The following is a 19,604-nucleotide window of genomic DNA, read 5'->3' as shown; positions in this document are numbered from 1 at the left end:
TAATTAGTCTTCAATTAAATCTCTCATATCGCCCATAATAGCTCTTGGTACTGGTAAATCCAGCATAGTTTTTAATCCTGGAGTAGCATTTATTACTTGTGGAATCATATTTATACACATTGCAATTGTACCTATTCCACCAGGAATTTCTGGTTTTATAGCCATATCTATATCAGGATTTCCTTTAATAGTTATATAGTCTCCTGTATCTACACCTTCAAGTTGAGGTTCAACTTGTTGTGGATGAACCATTTCTATTTTTTCTTCTCCAGCTACATAGCCATATCCTAACATTTTACATCCAGCTACATTTCCTGCTTCTACTTCTGCATAAGGAGCTTTTCTATATACTTTTGAAACAATTGGTTCCATTGTTTGTTTTACTTCTCCACTTAATTTCCATCCCAATGCATCAGAAATCATATTTACTGACTCTGGAAAACCAACATGACCTGCCAATGAACCATCTTTTACTCTACTATTAAATTCTTCTTCAGTTATTCCCACCCCTTGCTCACTCATTACAGCAGGACCAAATGGTGAAAGATTGTTAACTCTTTCTGCTTTAATATGATCTACATCTATACAAGCACCTGTTAATGCTACTACAAGTAAATCCATTATAAGGCCTGGATTTATACCAGTTCCTAAAATTGTGACACCGTTTTCTCTAGCTATTTCATTCAATTTTGCAGCTAGCTCTGGTTCTTGAGCTTGAGGGTATGCCATTTCTTCTGCAGTTGTTATAACATTTATCTTTTTTTCTAAGCAAAACTTAGCCTTGTCAAATACACCTTTAACAAAAGAATCTGTAGCTATAAGAACTATATCTGCAGCTCCTTCTTTTATTGTTTCTTCAACATTATCACTAACTATTACTTCTTTTCTATCTCCTCTTTCAACTCCTAAAACATCATACATACTCTTATTAACTTTTTTTGGGTGCATATCACAAACTCCTACTATTTCTACACCTTTTTTATTAAGTAATACCTCTGCCATTCCACTTCCCATTGCACCGAATCCCCAAAGAATAACTTTTACATTTTCCTTTGCCATAAAAAGGCACCTCCTAAGATCTATTTATTTAATAAAGTTTTTTCACTATCTTAATTATATATGCAATATCTTTGCCAAGTTATAGAAAAACCATGTAACCCGCATTCTACAACAAAATACTTCTTAATACTTCAATATTTTTCCTAATAAAAAACAAAAAACGCAATATTTTTTGCGTATAGATGCAAAAAATATTGCGTTTGCATGCTAATATATTATGATATATCATACTTTTTCAATTTGTGCTGTAATGTTTGTCTTTTTATTCCTAATTCTCTAGCAGTATGAGAAATATTGTTATTATTCTTAGTCAATCCTTGAATAATAATCTTTTTTTCTATATCCTCAATTAGTTCTGGAAGGGCTTTTCCTTCATCAATCTTTTTAAATAAATTAGTTTTTGGCTTAGAATCAATTATATGTCTATTAGAAATAAAATGCTCTTTTTTTAGAACATGTTCATCTTCTGAAATATAGTTCATAGCAGACTCTATAGCATTTTCTAATTCTCTAACATTTCCAGGCCATGAATAGTTTTGAAAACAAGACAATACCTCTTCAGATACTAGCCATATATCTTTATCTAATTCTTTATTATATTTTTTAATAAAATGTTCACATAATATAGGAATATCATCTAGTCTTTCTTTTAATGGGGGGATGGCAATATATATTACATTTAATCTATAATATAAATCCTTTCTTAATGCACCTTTTTTAACACTTTCCACTGGATCTTCATTAGTAGTAGCTATTATTTTTACATCAATAGGGATATCTTTAATTCCCCCTACTCTCCGTATATAACCTTCTTGTAATACTCTTAAAAGTTTTGCCTGTAGTGACAAGGTCATAGAATTTATCTCATCAAGCATAAGAGTACCACCATTGGCTTGTTCAAATATTCCCGGTCTGTCTACAGCTCCTGTAAATCCTCCTTTTTCTGTACCAAATAGTATTCCTTCAAGAAGAGAGTCTGGAATAGCAGCACAGTTTTGTGCTATAAAAGGTTTATTCTTTCTAGGTCCATCATAGTGTATACTTTGAGCAAACAATTCTTTTCCCGATCCTGTTTCACCATATATTAGCACACTAGAAGTAGACTTGCTTCCTCTCCTTCCTACTTCTATAGCTTTTTTAAGTTTTTTATTATTCCCTATAATATCCTTAAATTTATATTTTTTAATTGTCTTATTTTGTTTTTCTTTATTATTAATATTTAATTCATTTTGTAAATCTATTAACTGATCAGATAGCTTTTTAATATGTGTTACATTTTTAGCAATTTCCAATGCTCCTACAATCTTCCCTTTATGTATTAAAGGCAATGTAGAATTAACTGTAACTATCTTTTGACCTTTAAGATTTAAATAAGTTTGAGTCCTATTTATAATTGATTGCCCCGTTCTCATTACATTGATTAAAGTACTGCTTTCCTCATCTAAACTAGGAAAAATTTCTAATAAATCTCTATTTATAACTGTTTCCTCTTTTAATCCTTCTAACTTAGACATAGCTCCATTATAAACAATGGTTTTTTTATTATTATCTATTGCATGTATTCCTATATCTCCATGCTGCAAAATATTTTGCAGTATTATTTCATTGTAATCTTTCTTTTTCATTATATCAACCTCTTAAATCTTAATTTTTATCTTCAATATCTACAAGTTTATCTAAACCTTTTTCATCTAAAGGTATTTCAATAGTAAATATTGAACCTCTATTAGGTTCACTTTGTAAATCTATTTTACCATTAAACATTAAAACTATATGTTTTACAATAGCCAATCCTAATCCAGTTCCTCCTACTTGTCTACTTCTTGCCTTATCTGCTCTATAAAACCGTTCAAATAATCTATTTTGATGTTTTTTATCGATTCCTATACCAGTATCCTTAACCTTAATTACTAGTTTTTCATCTTTTTCAAATACTGAAACTTTTACTTTTCCACCATTTGGAGTATATTTTATACCATTATCTATTAAATTCATAAGCATCTGCCTAAAGTGATTGTAACTTCCATACAATTGTGGAATATTTTCTTCAATCTCTTTTTCTAATATTATATTTTTTTCTTTTGCAATTTTATTTAATACCTGGAATAAGTTATCTATAATTTCTTCTACGTTAAAATACTCATATACTGTATTGCTATTTTTATTTTCGATTTCTGAAAGGAGTAACAGATCATCAACTAAACAATTTAATCTATCTACTTCCACGTCAATAATATCTAAAAATTTATAAGACACATTTTTATCTTCTATAGCTCCACCTTTTAAAGTTTCAATAAATCCTTTTATCGATGTTAGTGGAGTTTTTAGTTCATGGGATACATTAGCAACAAAATCCTCTCTTACTCTTTCTAGCTTTTTGACCTTGGTCACATCCTGGAATAAATATACCATTCCTAATTTTCTAGTAGGATCATTATTTAAAATAATAGGGTTAGCGTATACATTTAAAACCCTATATTCTGGACTGTATATTTCCATTTCCTTCTCCCATATAGTCTCGTTGCTAGTCAGCCCTTCAAATATTTTATATGTCTTATCTTCTAAAAAAACATCTAATATATTCTTCCCCATGATTTTTTGTCCTTCTATACCAAATATCTTTTCTGCAGCTGGATTGAATAAAATTAAATTAAAATTATTATCCAATGCAATAAGGCCATCAACTACACTTGTAAGTGTAGCTTTAAGCTTCGTATTGCTTTCTTGTAGCTTTTTAATTGTATCATCTAATTTTACACTCATATTATTAAAACTATTTGCTAAAGCACCTAATTCATCGTCTTGTTGAAGAGAAACCTTCTCTCCATAATTTCCATAAGAAATATTTTTGGTAGCCTCAATTAGCTCCTTATATGGATCTGAAGCATGCTCAATATATCTTAATCCAATGAGAAAAGCTACTATAAGCCCTGCAAAAATTGATATCACTAAATATTTCATGAACTTTTTATTTAAATCATCTATATTGTTAGAGTCTACAGAAAGTCTAAGCTTTGAAATATTTATTTCTTTATTATCAATAGGAATACTTATTGATAGTACATCCTTTACATCTTCATCTTTTTTTTCTACAGTACTATCTCCTACTACATTTCCTTTTCCATCAAAAAAAGTAACTCTTACATCAATAGATTTTGAATATTCTTTTGCTAATAAATTTAAATCCATATTCTCCATATTCTCTTTTTCAACTAGTTCTTTAATAAGTATAGAATTTGAGTTTAATTTGTCTTCCAAGGACTTTAAATGAATCATTCTTTGAAAACTTAAGGACAATATTCCAGTGGTTATTACCCCTATTAGTACCAAACTAGAAAAAATAATAAATATTCTCTTCTTCATAATTTATCACCTATCTCAATTTATAACCAATCCCTCTTACAGTTTCAATATACTTTGGATTTCTATCATCATCCTCTATTTTCTTTCTTAAGTTTCTAATATGAACATCTACAGTCCTAGTCTCACCAAAGTAGTCGTAGCCCCAAACCATATCTAAAAGCATATTCCTAGACAATGCTTTACCTCTATTTTCTGCTAATATTTTTAATAGTTCAAACTCCTTATAAGTTAAATCTATAACTTCATCTTTCTTTCTAACTTCATATCTATCCATATCTATAACTATATCCTCTACTTTTAAAATCCCTTTTTTAATATAATCTTTTTTGTCTATACGTCTCAATACTGCTTTAACTCTTGCAAGTAATTCTCTAATGCTAAAAGGCTTTGTTATATAGTCATCAGCACCAATTTCTAATCCTAATACTTTATCTGTTTCTCCACTTTTAGCAGTTAGCATAATAATGGGAATATGGCTAGTCTCTAAATCCCTCTTTAATATTTTACAGACTTCAATTCCATCAATTTCTGGAATCATAAGGTCTAATATTATAAGATCAAATTTTTCCTTATAAACAAATTCTAAAACTTCTCTACCAGTATAAGCTTCTTTTACTATATAACCATTACTCTCTAAATTATATTTTAGTAGTTCGACGATATGTTCTTCATCATCAACAACTAAAATTTTTTCATTCATGTTTCTACCCCCAAATTAACCCTTTAGTTTAATAGCTGAAATCATTCTATTTTTAGTTCCGTTTTCTTTCCTATATGAGTAAAGTTTTTGGTTATTACAACTAGTACAAATATTACTAACTGTAATATTCTCACTAGGTATCCCTTTATCTTCTAATAAAGTTTTATTTGCTTTCCATAAATCTAAATAAAACTTATTATCCTTTATTGGAATAAATAACTGTTTATAAAAGGGATGTCTTTCTTTAAATTCATTATATACGTCTTTTCCTACTTCGTAACAGCAGGAACCTATAGAAGGTCCTATTCCAACAAGTATATTCTCCGGAGCTGAATTGAATTTTCCCACCATTAAATCTACCATTTTTCCTCCAATATTTTTCACTGTCCCTTTCCATCCTGAATGGGCTAAAGCTATAACTTCTTTTTCTATGTCTAAGAAAAATAATGGTACACAATCTGCATAATAAGTAACTAATACTATGTTCTTTCTATCAGTAATAAGTCCATCTACACCCTTGGGATATACTTTGTTTTTATATTCCTCAATATTTTGTACATAGCCAATATTTGTTCCATGAACTTGTTTTGAGAAAACTATATTATCTTCTTCCACATCAAATATCTTTGAAATCTGTTTTGAAAAGTTTTCATTATCCCATCCAATTCTAGTTGAAAAAAGGTGTTCAACTTTATTGGATTTTTGAAAGGATTCAATTATATAATATTGAATATTCTCATTATTAGATACAAGTTTAAAACTCATATTTTCACTCCTCTTAAATAAATAGGACTCTACTTACAGTAAAGTCCTGTCTATTCTTTATTCTTCATCTAAAAGCTTTTTTAATTCATCCATAAAAGTACTTATATCCTTAAACTGCCTGTATACAGAAGCATATCTTACATAAGATACTTCATCTATATCTTTAAGTTTATTCATTACCATTTCTCCAATATGATTGCTAGTTACTTCTTTTTCCATTGAATTATATAGTGTTTTTTCAATATCGTCAACTATTTGTTCTATAGTATTCATAGGCACTGGACGTTTTTCACAAGCTTTTATTATTCCATTAAGTAATTTATTCCTATTGTAAGGCTGTCTATTCCCATCTTTTTTAACTACAATCAAAGGTATTTCTTCTATTTTCTCATAAGTTGTAAATCTTTTTCTGCACTTCATACATTCTCTTCTTCTTCTAATAGCTTGTCCTTCATCGGTAGGTCTAGAATCTATTACTTTAGTTTCATAAAAATCACAAAAAGGACATTTCATCGTCTCACCTCTTTATAAGATATCCAATGTCTATCTATTATTATCATCTAGTTATTTAATTATAATATATAGATTAAAAATTGTCTAATATAGATTTATTCAATTTCTTTTAAATCTACTAAGATAGTATCTATACCAATTTTCATAATATCATTCCAATTTATTATTATATCTTGGTTTTTCCCAAATAAACTAAAAACTTTTCCTAATCTAGGTATAATTACAGCTGTTACCTCTCCTTTAGATAAATCTACTTTCACATCTTCTATAACCCCTATTCTAGAACCATCCCTTACATTTATAACTTCTTTTTCTCTTAGTTCTGATATCCTAACCATTATCTCACCATCCTTTAATTGTTGTCCTATATTATATATATTTTTATACATCTATATAATATGACTAAATTAATATATTGGATAATCTAAATAAAAAGCCTATTCATCCTTGGCTATATAACTAAGAATGAATAGGCAAATTTTCATTAAATAAAGTTTCTCATGTTTTTTAATGCATTTTTTTCAAGTCTGGAAACTTGAGCTTGAGAAATCCCAATTTCTTCTGCAACTTCCATCTGAGTTTTCCCCTCATAAAATCTTAAATTTAAAATATGCTTTTCCCTATCATTTAATTTATCTAATGCTTCTCTTAATGCAATTTCTTGAAGCCAAACTTCATCTTCACTTTTTTCATCTTTAACTTGATCCATTACATATATAGCGTCCCCACTATCATGATATATAGGCTCAAATAATGAAATAGGTTCCTGTATTGCATCCAAAGCAAAAACTACTTCTTCCTTAGGCATATTTAAATCTTTTGCTATTTCTATTACTGTAGGTTCTCTAGAATGTTTATTTACAAACTGATCTCTCGATTGCAATGCTTTATAAGCTATGTCCCTTAGGGATCTACTAACTCTAATAGAATTATTATCTCTTAAATATCTTCTTATCTCTCCTATTATCATAGGAACAGCATAAGTAGAAAACTTAACGTTCTGGCTTAAATCAAAGTTATCTATAGCTTTAATAAGACCTATACAGCCCACTTGAAACAAATCATCCACAGGTTCTCCCCTTTTATTGAACCTTTGAATAATACTTAATACTAATCTTAAATTTCCTCTAATAAACTCTTCCCTTGCCTCCATATCCCCAGCTTTAATTTTTATAAATAGCTTTTGCATCTCTTCATTGGTGAGAACAGGTAATTCTGATGTATTAACTCCACAAATTTCTACTTTATTGCTACGCATTATTTTTCTTCATCCCTTTCACCACTTTTTGCCCCTTTTAAAATAAAATTATTACCTGTCTGAATTTTTTTATTCAATAATTAAAGTAAATAGATTAACCATTTTAAAGAAAAACTCTGTATCCCTTGTTATTAGACCATTCTACTTACTTCTTTTTCAAGTCTTTTAATAATCCTTTTTTCAAGTCTTGAAATATAAGATTGGGATATACCTAATATATCAGCAACTTCTTTTTGGGTTTTTTCTTGACCATTTTTAAGTCCAAAGCGTAGCTCAACTATCTTTTTTTCTCTACCAGATAATTTATCTATTGCTTGATCTAGAAGCTCTCTATCTATTTCTTCCTCTAAATACTTAAATATAATATCTGCATCAGTCCCCAGTACATCTGAAAGTAATAGCTCATTTCCATCCCAATCTACATTTAATGGTTCATCAAAAGATACTTCTGACTTAACTTTATTATTCCTTCTTAAATACATAAGTATTTCATTTTCAATACATTTAGAAGCATATGTGGCAAGTTTTATCTTTTTTTCTGGATTAAAAGTATTAACAGCTTTAATAAGTCCTATTGTTCCAATAGAAATTAAATCTTCTACACATACCCCTGTATTTTCAAATTTTCTAGCTATATAAACAACCAGTCTTAAATTCCTTTCTATAAGAGTACCTTTCACACTATTATTTTCTTCTTTTAATTGAGATATTAAATCCATTTCTTCCTCTGGTTTCAAAGGTGGCGGAAGCACTTCTCCACTTCCAATATAAAATACTTCTTTTAACATTTTAAATTTTGAACCTGCTTTAAATAAAAACAAACTAACCTTCATTCTAATTTTTACTAAATTCTTCATACCATTGTCATCCCCTTAGTATAAAATTTCTGGGTTAAGTAACCCTTTATATTTATTGTCATTAGACAATTTATTATTATAGATCCCTACCACTATCTCTTCTTCTATCTTCCTTTCTGTAGCTTCATTCATTATTAAAATCTCGTCTGGTTTAAATCCTAATAAGATACCATTTTCTGTTCCTATAGCTTTAAATGGTATAACTCTAAGCTTTATTTCATCTACAGACTCTATCATAATATCTGTAATCTCATCTAGATCTAAATCTTCATTTTCTAAAAATAAATTCTGAACCTTTTCTGGAAGCAAATCCTTTATAGCAAAAAATTCAACTATTATTACAGGTCTTTGGCTTATAGGCTCTTTTAGAGAATTACCTGTATCAACTAAAGCCACTATATTAGCTTGTTTATTATTTAAGTTTATTATTACATTCGTTAGAACATCTGTTTTTCCTAATTTTATTTGTAAGTATTTGAATACATATTTTATTAGAATAAAAGATAAAGTAATGCCTAATATTAAAAATCTTATTGGAAAATCTTTTATATAAAACACACCATTATAAACTGAAAAATTTGTATTCATCACATAAAATAAGGCAAAAGTAGCACCAGCAAATACAAAAGCTGTTACATAGAAAGTAGATAACAATCTAATAAAATTTGAAAATTTTTCTGGATTAAATGCAAATATGATTATCAGCACAGATATAGCAACTTTCACTGTGAATTTAGTCATAAAATTAAGGGATGGAAAAAACATTACTAAAGTATAAACTGAGCCTATAAGCGCCGCTATTAAAAGCCTTGATTTACTTGTTTCTGTTCTAGTAATCTTTTTAGTGACATATAGTATAATATAATTAATAATAACATTTTCCATTATCAAGTACTCAGCATAAATATACATATAATGCCCCCTTTTAAAAAAACTCTATACTCTACTTTTATTCAAGTTATAATAATTTTATGTCTATTATATATTATATGTATAGAAAATATTGTCATTTCTTAGGCTCAAAAAAAATCGTCTCTCTTTTTGAGAAACGATTTTTTGACATAATATTTATTTTTATCTATCTTTTTTTCTTAGGAAAGTAGGTATATCTAAGTCATCTAAATCAAATTGACTGTCTGATATTTCTTCCCTATTCTTTAATTTTTCATCAGCATTTGTCTCTTCTATACTTCTTCTAACAGTAGGTTTTTTCCTTAATTCTTCAAAACCAGTAGCTATAACAGTTATTTTTAATTCTTCATTTAATGAATCATCTATTCCTGCTCCAAATATTATATTTGCATCTTGGTCTACTGATTGTCTAATTAAATCGGCAGCTTCATTAACTTCAAATATTCCTAAATCTGCTCCACCAGTTATATTTAAAAGTACTGCTTTAGCCCCTTCAATAGAAGTTTCTAAAAGTGGACTTTGAATAGCTTGTCTTGCTGCATCTTGTGCTCTATTATCTCCAGCTGCCTGTCCAATACCCATATGAGCTATTCCTTGATCATACATAATAGTCTTCACATCGGCAAAATCTAAATTAATAAGAGCTGGTACAGCTATTAAATCTGAAATACCTTGAATACCTTGTTTTAGTACTTCATCAGCCATGGCAAATGCTTCCATGATAGTAGTTTTTTTCTCTGCAACTTGCAATAATCTATCATTTGGAATAGTAACTAATGTATCTACTTTATCCTTTAATTCTTCAATACCTTTTTCAGCATGAACCATCCTTCGTCTTCCTTCAAAGGTAAAAGGTTTAGTAACTACTCCTACAGTTAATATTCCTATTTCTTTTGCCACCTCTGCCACTATAGGTGCAGCTCCTGTACCAGTACCTCCTCCCATACCTGCTGTAATAAATATCATATCTGCGCCTTCTAATGCATTAGCAATTTCATTTCTACTTTCTTCTGCTGCTTTCATCCCTATATCTGGATTAGCTCCTGCTCCTAATCCTTTAGTTAATTTTTCTCCAATTTGCAACTTAGTTTCAGCTTTAGATGATTGCAATGCTTGCTTGTCTGTATTTACGGCAATAAACTCGACACCTTGAACACCACACTCAACCATTCTATTGACGGCATTATTACCGCCTCCACCAACACCTATAACTTTAATATGTGCAAATTCTTCTACTTCCACATCAAAGTCAAACACGTCATAAACCCCCTTATCTAATATGCTAAAAATATTCATCCCATATTCTTCTAAAAAAAGATGTTATACTATTTCCTGAATTCTTCTTAGACTTACTTTTTTTCACCTCTACATCATTACATTCTATATAATAATTAAATTTCCTTTCAAGAGAATAACTAATTAACCCTGCACCTGAAGAATATATAGGCTCATCAATTCCTATAAATTTAGGTTTACCAATTCTTACAGGTAGATTAAATATCTCTTTAGCAAGTTCCTTAGAACCTGGGAAATATCCAACGCCCCCACCAGTCAATACTACTCCAGTCAATATCTCTTCTTTTAAATCATTTTTAATAAGTTCTTCATTAATAATTTCAAAAATTTCCCCTAATCTAGCTTCAATTATCTTAGACAATTGGACTTCAGAAATATTTATTTTTTCATCTATACCAATGGGATTAACCTTTAACATCTTTTCATCGCTAGCTAAAGGGGTATAAGCTATACCAAATTTTCTTTTTATCTTTTCACTTTCATTAAAAGAAATTCTTAACCCTACAGATATGTCATTTGTTATATGGTTCCCTGCAATAGGGACTAAATCATTGTATATCAATTTATCATTTTTAAAAACTGAGAAATCACTAGTTCCAGCTCCTATATCTATTATTAAAACTCCTAGTCCTCTTTCATCTCTATTAGATACAGATTCAGAAGCTGCAAAAGGCTCAGGTATTATTCCTAAAACCTCCATACCTACTTCATTTGCGCTTTTAACAGTGTTTAAGATTGTTGTAGTAGAACCTATGACAATATCTACATCTGCCTCTAGTCTAATTCCTACCATTCCGACAGGATCTTTTATTTCATCATAGCCATCTATTATATACTGAGTAGGGATTATATCTATTATCTGTTGATCCTGTGGTAAAGAAAGTATGGCTGCAGAATTTAAAACCCTCTTTACATCATCAGAGTCAATCTCTTTATCTTCTCCAGATACAGCAATTATACCTTTATTCCTTATAACTTTAGAATACCCACCAGGTATATTTACATAAGCTGTGTTCACTTCCACATTTGCCATATTTTCAGCTTGCTCTAGTGCATATAGTATAGCTCTAGAAGTAGATTCAATATCTACCACAACACCTTTTTTAATCCCTTCACAAGGGCAGACCCCAACTCCTATTATTTGAAGTTGTCCTGTTTGATCTATTTCACTGATAATAACACATACTTTTGAAGTTCCTAGGTCAATGGAGGTAATATATTCATCCATAAATATGCCCCCTTTAGCCTAAATCTACTTAAAATGTCTAATTTTCCAATTCATTTTCACTTTTTCCCTTCTTTTTTCTTACAGTTCTTTTAAATAACAGTATTCTCCTAATAGATGCAAAGTTGTCAAATAATCTTCCTCCAAAAGCAAAAATAGCTGCATAATAAAGTGGTACTCCTAACCTATCACCAATATAAGCTAAAAAAGCAGCCAATATCGCATTTCCAAAAAAACCTGATATAAATATTCTAGTATCAAATGTATTTTCTAAGTTAGCCCTCACTCCTCCAAATACCGAGTCAAGACAAGCTAATATAGCAACTGATATATATAATGCATAAGTTGGACTATAAGTTATAGGTAGCACAAGTCCAACAATTACCCCTACTAAAATTCCTATTATTGCAAATAACAATTTAATCACCTTCTTTTATAGGTTTTGCATATTTAAATCTAAACCTGCCAGAATATCCAGGTACAAAGACATTATCTTCTATGTTAGATTCAATATTTATCTTATTAAAATTTTTAAGTTCATAGCCATGAGTTGCTGGAGCATTTACAGCTGCATTTAAAAGTTTTGGATCTCCTATAGCTTTTATGACAAAAGGAGTTCCTAAGCTTTTCCCATTAATCTTTACTATAGGACCCCCACATTTTATTTCAGACATAGGCATGACTCTTTGACCATTTATACTTATTGCCTCAGCCCCTGCTATTCTTAGATCATTTAGTATCATAAGTATATCCATATCATGAATTACATCGTCACTTATTTCAACACCTTTAATTTCTGTGTCTTGATTGTCCCACATCTTTATAACTATACCAGGGCCTTCCATATCGGTAAATCCAGAAGCAACTTTGGTAGTTTCTGTTCCTTCAACCAAAATATCATGTATATTTTCAGCATCATTTTTTTTAATTCCTTCTAATTTCTCTAATTCTTCTTTTTTACTCTTAATAAGAGATTCCATCTCTTTAATTTCATCATAAGTATTATTTATCTCATTTTTAGTAACTTGTATAGATTTTAAAGTAACTAAATTATAACTCTCTACATTTTGTTTCATTTGAGTTACAGCAAAAAAACCTAGAAATATACTAAAAACAAGTAGCGTAATATTAGTACTGCTAACTTTCTTCATATCCATCCCCCTAGGGCGTTAATTAGCACTTTCAACTTTTGGTTTTGCATAAGTAAAATTTTGGGTTTTTCTATACTTAGGAATTTGAATATTTTTTTCTTGTTTTAATTGAACAATATAATCAGAATAATTTTCTAAATACCACAATATCCCACCCTTAAAAATCAACGAAGATTCAAGTAATGAAGGATCTCCTATTGCCTTTATAACTATAGGTGCTCCTACAGATACTCCATTTATCTCTATATGATTTCCAGCTCTAACTATTTCAGTATAAGAAGTATATCTTTGATCATTTATAGATATGGCTTCTGCTTCGGAAGCATTTAAAACACTTATTATCTGTAAAATAATATCATAATCATCTACTATGCTCGATTCTTCGCCAAGTTGAACATCCATAGGTGGATCGTTGATTTCCAAAACAATTCCTGGCCCTTGCAAATCTAGATATCCTGCAAACATTCTATATTTTTCTAAATCTTTATATAGATTTTCTGTATATACATTCTTTTCAGATTCTCCTTTTTCATATTGACTAATCTTTTCTTCAATATCATCTAATTCCTGTCTAAGTCCATCTCTTTCATCTTGAGCTTTCTTCAATTCAATAGATAGCTGCTGAGCCTTTTGAGTAGGTAAAACCCCTTCGCCTATTGTTTTGTTTACAGTCTTAAATTGTATAGCTAAAATAATTCCTAAAAAAACACATACTAATGCAATAGCAACTCGTCCTTCAACCTTTTTCATTTAAATCCTCCTATTTATCATCTGTTACTATAATTGGATTCTCCCCTTTATTAAAATATATATATTTACAATTTAAGTCTTTTTTTGAAACATCTTCTAATATGCTATAAAGGTAGCTTAATTTATATTTTACATTATTTAGAGGTCCAAACGCAACCTTAATTCCATTTCTTAAATTAATATCAATGTTTTCTTTTTTTGAAAAATCAATGCTTTTCACCTGTTCTAATAATTTAACTTCATCAGCTATCTTAATAAAGTTCTCTAATTCTTCTATATCTTTACCCTTTTCTAAAACAATTTCATCTCCAATTTGTGGCTTTTCTATATTTATTCCTATAATTATAGGAACTTTTTCCACATCAGGCTCAGATTCAATTCTCAAAACAAAGCTTTCACCATCAGAGTATACATAGGATTCCATATAAGGTATACTAAACTTTTCTCTTCTCTCTACTATATTAACTGCTAATTTATCAGGAAGTTTCCTCTTTACTTTCGCTTCTTTTATATATGGATGTCTTTTTAAATTTATCTCCATATTTTTCAAACTGACTTTAAATATGTTCTCATTTGTAGTACCACCTGAAGCTCTAATAACTTGTTCTTTAGATAATTTTTTATTTCCCACAACATCTATTGAAGTTATGTTAAACAAACCATTTTTAAAAGATATAATAGTAAATATAAAAAATGTCATTAAAAATATAAAAAATATAATTCCTTTTTTCTTCTTTTTAACCTTTTTATCCACTTTTCTTTTCTCAATCATAGTCTACACCACCCAGTGCTTGTCCTTACAGATATTAGCAGCAAATAGCTGCTATTCTACTTTTATAATATCTGCACCTAATTTCCTTAAATTTTCATCTAAATCTTCGTATCCTCTTTCTATATGATATATATTTTCCACTTCAGTGGTTCCTTTTGCTGCAAGGCCTGCTAAGACTAAGCTTGCTCCTCCTCTTAAATCTTTCGACTTCACCTTAGCTCCTGTAAGCTCTTTGACCCCTTTAATTATAGCTACTTTTCCTATGATCTTAATATCAGCACCCATCCTTATTAATTCATCTGCATGTTTAAATCTATTTTCAAAAACTGTTTCTGATATAATACTTGTGCCATCAGCTATGCTTAAAACTGCCATCATTTGAGCTTGCATATCAGTAGGAAATCCTGGATATGGCAATGTTTGAGTCATTTCAATATAATTTATTTTTTCAGGTCCTATAACTTTTAATGAACTATTATCATTATATATCAAGCAACCTGCTTCTTTCAATTTAGCAACTATAGCTTGAATATGATTGGTCTCTACATTCTTTATTATAACCTCCCCACCTGTTAAAGCGGAAGCTGCCATATAAGTCCCTGTAACTATTCTATCTGGCATTATTGTATATTCTACATCTTTAAACTTTTCGACTCCTTCAATTTTTATAATACTTGTTCCAGCTCCAGATATTTTTGCACCACATTTATTCAAATAATTTTGTAAGTCTATAATTTCTGGTTCTCTGGCTGCATTCCTTATAACGGTAGTCCCCTTTGCCCTTACAGCAGCTAGTATAGTATTTTCTGTAGCTCCCACACTTGGATAATCCAATTGTATTTCACAGCCTTTTAATTTTTCACAATGACAATATAAGAATCCATGAGATTCATCTATTTTGGCGCCCATTTCCCTTAAAGCCTTTAAATGCAAATCAATAGGTCTTGGACCAATTTCACAACCGCCAGGATAAGAAACCTTCGTCTCACCACATCTAGTCAGCATAGAACCCATAAGTATAATTGAAGAACGCATTTCTCTAACTAGTTCATCTGGAATATTTGTATTACTTAAATTTCTAGAATCTACATACATAATATTGTCCATTCTTTCTACTTTGCATCCAATAGAAAGCAATATTTTTTCCATTATATCAACATCTCTAAGATTTGGAGTATTAAATATTGTACTCCTATTCCCTCCAACAACTGTAGCAGCCAAAATAGGTAAAACTGCATTTTTAGCTCCAGAAACAGAAACTTCTCCTACTAATCTTTCGTCTCCATTAATTATATATTTTCCCATTATTACACCTCCAGAATATGCAACAACTTGTGTATTACACATAATATATTCTATGCATATTCTAAAAAGGTGTTACATGCTAAATAATTATTCAATCATTCCTTCTATTATATCTACAATTTCATTTACCGCCTCTATTTTCCCAAGTTTTTTACTGTTTTTTCTCATCGTACTAAGCTCTTCTTCATCCTCTAACAATTTTTTTATACTATTGTTTAATTTTTCTCCTGTTAAGTCTTCTTCTAATATAACTAGGCTAGCCCCTTTTTTTTCAAGAGCCTTTGCATTGTATACTTGATGATTTTCTGCTGTATATGATTTAGGAATTATAATACTTGGTATGCCTAAAGCTGTTATTTCAGAAATAGTTATAGCCCCTGCACTAGTGACAACTAAATTTGCAATATTTAATCCTTCCGGCATATCAAAGAAATAGGGGAGTATTTTTATATTTTCTTTAATAACTATATTTTCTTTCTTTAACTTCTTTGTAAAATCTTCATAAAATCTTTTCCCTGTTATGTGTAATATCTGTATATTAGAATTATCAGCATTCTCTTTTATTACATGAAACATACTGTCATTTAGCTTTTTTTGCCCTCCACTGCCACCGAAAGAAAGTACCAGTGGAATATCTGGATCAATACTTAATTTTTTATATGCACTATTTTTATCTACCAGAAATAAGCTCTTCCTCACTGGATTGCCTGTAATAGATATTTTATTAGGATATTTAAAATATTTTACAGACTCTTCAAAACTTAAAGCTATTTTATCTACATATCTAGATAAAATCTTATTTGTTATTCCAGGAAAGGCATTTTGTTCGTGTATAATTGTCGGTATCTTTTTTTTGCTAGCAATATAGACTACTGGACCACATACATAACCACCAGTACCAATTACTACATCTGGTTGAAATTCTTTTATAATTTTTTTTGCATCGTTAAGACCTAAGAATAATTCCTTAACAGTTTTAAACATTTCTTTTGAAAACTTTCTTGGAAAACCCTTCACTCTTATGGTCTTAAAGTTAAATCCTTCTTTAGGAACCAATTCACTTTCCATACCTTTTTTCGTTCCAACATATAGTATTTCCGCATCTTTATATCTATCCCTTATTTCATTAGCAATAGCTAAAGCTGGATATATATGTCCTCCAGTGCCTCCACCAGTTATTAAAAACTTCATTTATTTTCAACTCCTATCTAAATCTGCATGTCTTGAAATATTTAAAAGTATACCTATAGAGCCCATATAAAGAATTAAAGATGTTCCCCCATAACTAACTAAAGGTAATGGTATTCCCGTAGTAGGCACAGATGATGTAACTACAGCTATATGAATAAGTGATTGGATAGTTATAAGAGCAGTTATACCTGAAGCTAACAAGCATCCAAATAAATCTTCAGTATTTAAAGCAATCTTTATTCCTCTCCATATAATCAATAAAAATAACATTATAACTGTAAGAGAACCTAAAAATCCTAATTCTTCACCTATTATTGAAAAGATAAAATCATTATAAGGCTCTGGTATGTAAAAAAACTTTTGTCTACTCTTTCCTAAGCCTAAACCAAATAATCCACCTGATCCTAGTGCATATAGCGACTGAACAGCTTGCCATCCAAATCCAACTTTATCAGCAAAAGAATCCTTAAATGCAAGAAATCTCTTAGCTCTAAAACTTTCGCCTGAAATAGCCTTATATACTCCAATACCTCCCATAGCCATCAATGCACCTAAATGACTAAGCTTCATACCAGCAATAAACATAATACTTAAAAGGGTAACACCTAATGTAAAACTTGTACTAAGGTCTTTTTGCGCATAGATCATTCCACAGGAAATACCTATAATAATAAGAGAAGGAATAACACCTTTTCCCAATCTCCTAATATCATCTTTCTTCTTTGACAAAAAAGACGATAAATATATTACAGACCCTAATTTTATTAAATCTGAAGGCATGAAGGTAAATCCTCCTAGTTTGACCCAACGTCTAGCTCCATGGAACTCCGCACCAAGTGGAGTAAAAATAAGCATTCCTGAAAGCAAAGATGCAATAAAAATAAATAAGGACAATTTATCCAATTTCTTATAATTAAAATTCATAAAAAAAACTAAACCTACTAGCCCCAAAAAACTTGCTATTAACTGCTTTCTTAAGAAATGATAACCATCCTTCATTTTGTAAAGTGCATCTGGCCAACTAGAGCTAAATACCATAATTATACCAATAAATACCAATAGTATGGTGGATAAAAGCAAGGTAAAATCACTAGCTCTTTTTTTTGCCATCATTTAATCCTCCTTTAAGTTGTACACAGCTTCTTTAAAATCCTTACCTCTTTCTTCGAAGCTTTCATACATATCCCAACTAGCACAAGCTGGTGAAAGTAAAACCGTATCTCCACTATTTCCTATTTTAAAAGATTTGTTAACAGCTTCATTCATACTGCCTACTATATATATATTATTAAATCCATATTTAATTGCAGTTTCTTTAATTTTATCTTTAGTTTCACCTAATAAAATTAAGGCCTTTACTTTTCCTTTAAAAGATTTTATAAAATCATCAAAATCTGTTCCCTTATCCTTTCCTCCTGCTATAACTATAAGAGGTGGTTCTAATGCTTCTATTGCCTTAATACTAGCATCAGAGTTAGTACCTTTTGAATCATTGTAAAATTTCACTCCTTCAATACTAGTCACATATTCAATCCTATGCTCTACACCTTCAAAGCTTCTTAAAACGTCTGCCATATCTTCTACATCTATTCCCATTGCCCAGCCTATAGCAATACTAGATAATGCATTTTCTAAATTATGTTTTCCTGGAATTTTAATTTCTTTCCAAGGCATAACTTTAACAATTTTTCCATAATGACTTATAACAATATCTTTCCCATCAATATATACTCCATTATTTAATTTGCTATTTACACTAAACCATATTATATTTGAATTAATATTATCTTTTGTATTTCTTAATACTTCATCATCATAGTTAAGCACAGTAAAATCAGTCTTATCTTGATTTTTAAATACTTTCTTTTTAGAATTAATATAGTTTTCATAAGTTTTATGCCAATTTATGTGATCTGGAGTTATGTTTATAATTGCGCTTACCTTAGGTTTAAATTTATCAATACTTTCTAATTGAAAACTACTTGCTTCAATTACAAAAATATCTTCTTTTTTCGAATTAACTGCTTCCCAAAGTATTCCTACACCTATATTTCCCGTAATATGACAGCTATATCCAGCTTTTTTTAAAATTTCTCCCATCAATGTTGTAGTAGTAGTTTTTCCATTTGTTCCTGTAATCGCTATGAATTTATTTTTAGGAATGATCCTATAAGCTAGCTCTATATCAGTTATTACTTCAATATTTAGTTTTTTAGCTTTTTCAATTATTGGTATATCAAGGGGTATGCCAGGACTTTTTACAATCAAATCTATATCATCTAATGGAACATCATTGGTGCCTAGAAAAAGTTTAACAGAATATAATTCTATACTCTTTAAAAAATCTTTAAGTTCATCTTCTTTTTTAGAATCACTTATTATAATATTGGCTCCCAATTTATTTAAAGCCTTAACAGTAGACACTCCGCTTACCCCTAAACCTAGTATGAGTACATTTTTATTTTCTAACTCCATTTCAAACACCTA

Annotated in this window: 20 protein-coding genes; all 20 read right to left on the bottom strand. The window is 29.8% G+C overall.

Going from position 1 to position 19,604, the window contains the following annotated elements; all coding sequences use genetic code 11:
* Positions 1-3: 3 nt before the first annotated feature.
* Entirely contained in the window at positions 4-1,059 is a 1,056-nt protein-coding gene (gene ord / locus FYJ27_RS08460; RefSeq protein ID WP_154484414.1) for a 2,4-diaminopentanoate dehydrogenase, read from the bottom strand.
* Positions 1,060-1,274: 215 nt separating this feature from the next.
* On the bottom strand, positions 1,275-2,684 hold the full coding sequence (locus tag FYJ27_RS08455) for a sigma-54 interaction domain-containing protein (protein WP_154484413.1): 1,410 nt from the start codon (positions 2,682-2,684) through the stop codon (positions 1,275-1,277).
* 19 nt (positions 2,685-2,703) lie between these two features.
* Entirely contained in the window at positions 2,704-4,422 is a 1,719-nt protein-coding gene (gene pnpS, locus FYJ27_RS08450) for a two-component system histidine kinase PnpS (protein WP_154484412.1), read from the bottom strand.
* Between the two features lie 10 nt (positions 4,423-4,432).
* Positions 4,433-5,122, bottom strand: a complete 690-nt coding sequence (locus tag FYJ27_RS08445) for a response regulator transcription factor (RefSeq protein ID WP_154484411.1) — start codon at positions 5,120-5,122, stop codon at positions 4,433-4,435.
* 15 nt (positions 5,123-5,137) lie between these two features.
* A complete protein-coding gene (pgeF, locus tag FYJ27_RS08440) occupies positions 5,138-5,887 on the bottom strand; it encodes a peptidoglycan editing factor PgeF (RefSeq protein WP_154484410.1) in 750 nt (249 codons plus the stop codon).
* A gap of 57 nt (positions 5,888-5,944) precedes the next feature.
* Positions 5,945-6,400 (bottom strand): transcriptional regulator NrdR, encoded by a 456-nt coding sequence (gene nrdR / locus FYJ27_RS08435; RefSeq protein WP_154484409.1) that lies wholly within the window; start codon positions 6,398-6,400, stop codon positions 5,945-5,947.
* Between the two features lie 95 nt (positions 6,401-6,495).
* Positions 6,496-6,738 carry a YlmC/YmxH family sporulation protein gene (locus FYJ27_RS08430; protein WP_154484408.1) on the bottom strand — a complete coding sequence of 81 codons (243 nt, stop codon included), beginning with the start codon at positions 6,736-6,738 and terminating at the stop codon, positions 6,496-6,498.
* 146 nt (positions 6,739-6,884) lie between these two features.
* Positions 6,885-7,658 (bottom strand): RNA polymerase sporulation sigma factor SigG, encoded by a 774-nt coding sequence (gene sigG, locus FYJ27_RS08425; protein ID WP_154484407.1) that lies wholly within the window; start codon positions 7,656-7,658, stop codon positions 6,885-6,887.
* A gap of 131 nt (positions 7,659-7,789) precedes the next feature.
* Positions 7,790-8,515 carry an RNA polymerase sporulation sigma factor SigE gene (sigE, locus tag FYJ27_RS08420; RefSeq protein WP_154484406.1) on the bottom strand — a complete coding sequence of 242 codons (726 nt, stop codon included), beginning with the start codon at positions 8,513-8,515 and terminating at the stop codon, positions 7,790-7,792.
* Positions 8,516-8,530: 15 nt separating this feature from the next.
* Positions 8,531-9,427: a sigma-E processing peptidase SpoIIGA gene (gene spoIIGA / locus FYJ27_RS08415; protein ID WP_154484405.1), complete on the bottom strand. Its 897-nt coding sequence runs from the start codon at positions 9,425-9,427 to the stop codon at positions 8,531-8,533.
* 162 nt (positions 9,428-9,589) lie between these two features.
* Positions 9,590-10,684 carry a cell division protein FtsZ gene (gene ftsZ, locus FYJ27_RS08410; protein WP_326831059.1) on the bottom strand — a complete coding sequence of 365 codons (1,095 nt, stop codon included), beginning with the start codon at positions 10,682-10,684 and terminating at the stop codon, positions 9,590-9,592.
* Positions 10,685-10,709: 25 nt separating this feature from the next.
* Positions 10,710-11,951 carry a cell division protein FtsA gene (gene ftsA, locus FYJ27_RS08405; RefSeq protein ID WP_154484403.1) on the bottom strand — a complete coding sequence of 414 codons (1,242 nt, stop codon included), beginning with the start codon at positions 11,949-11,951 and terminating at the stop codon, positions 10,710-10,712.
* Between the two features lie 37 nt (positions 11,952-11,988).
* The gene (locus FYJ27_RS08400) at positions 11,989-12,366 is read right to left on the bottom strand and encodes a small basic family protein (RefSeq protein ID WP_154484402.1); all 378 of its coding nucleotides are present in this window, start codon (positions 12,364-12,366) and stop codon (positions 11,989-11,991) included.
* Position 12,367: 1 nt separating this feature from the next.
* A complete protein-coding gene (locus tag FYJ27_RS08395) occupies positions 12,368-13,099 on the bottom strand; it encodes a DUF881 domain-containing protein (protein WP_195839106.1) in 732 nt (243 codons plus the stop codon).
* Between the two features lie 18 nt (positions 13,100-13,117).
* A complete protein-coding gene (locus FYJ27_RS08390) occupies positions 13,118-13,849 on the bottom strand; it encodes a DUF881 domain-containing protein (protein WP_154484400.1) in 732 nt (243 codons plus the stop codon).
* A 10-nt stretch (positions 13,850-13,859) separates the two neighbouring features.
* A complete protein-coding gene (locus FYJ27_RS08385; RefSeq protein WP_154484399.1) occupies positions 13,860-14,621 on the bottom strand; it encodes a cell division protein FtsQ/DivIB in 762 nt (253 codons plus the stop codon).
* A gap of 51 nt (positions 14,622-14,672) precedes the next feature.
* On the bottom strand, positions 14,673-15,926 hold the full coding sequence (gene murA, locus FYJ27_RS08380; RefSeq protein WP_154484398.1) for a UDP-N-acetylglucosamine 1-carboxyvinyltransferase: 1,254 nt from the start codon (positions 15,924-15,926) through the stop codon (positions 14,673-14,675).
* Between the two features lie 87 nt (positions 15,927-16,013).
* On the bottom strand, positions 16,014-17,117 hold the full coding sequence (gene murG, locus FYJ27_RS08375; protein WP_154484397.1) for an undecaprenyldiphospho-muramoylpentapeptide beta-N-acetylglucosaminyltransferase: 1,104 nt from the start codon (positions 17,115-17,117) through the stop codon (positions 16,014-16,016).
* A gap of 6 nt (positions 17,118-17,123) precedes the next feature.
* On the bottom strand, positions 17,124-18,227 hold the full coding sequence (gene ftsW / locus FYJ27_RS08370) for a putative lipid II flippase FtsW (protein ID WP_154484396.1): 1,104 nt from the start codon (positions 18,225-18,227) through the stop codon (positions 17,124-17,126).
* 3 nt (positions 18,228-18,230) lie between these two features.
* Positions 18,231-19,592 (bottom strand): UDP-N-acetylmuramoyl-L-alanine--D-glutamate ligase, encoded by a 1,362-nt coding sequence (murD, locus tag FYJ27_RS08365; protein ID WP_154484395.1) that lies wholly within the window; start codon positions 19,590-19,592, stop codon positions 18,231-18,233.
* Positions 19,593-19,604: the final 12 nt, after the last annotated feature.

It is taken from the genome of Anaerosalibacter bizertensis (genome assembly GCF_009696605.1).
GTDB lineage: Bacteria > Bacillota > Clostridia > Tissierellales > Sporanaerobacteraceae > Anaerosalibacter > Anaerosalibacter bizertensis.
The sequence above is the reverse complement of the archived record's forward strand: the minus strand, read 5'-3'. Positions and strand labels throughout refer to the sequence as shown.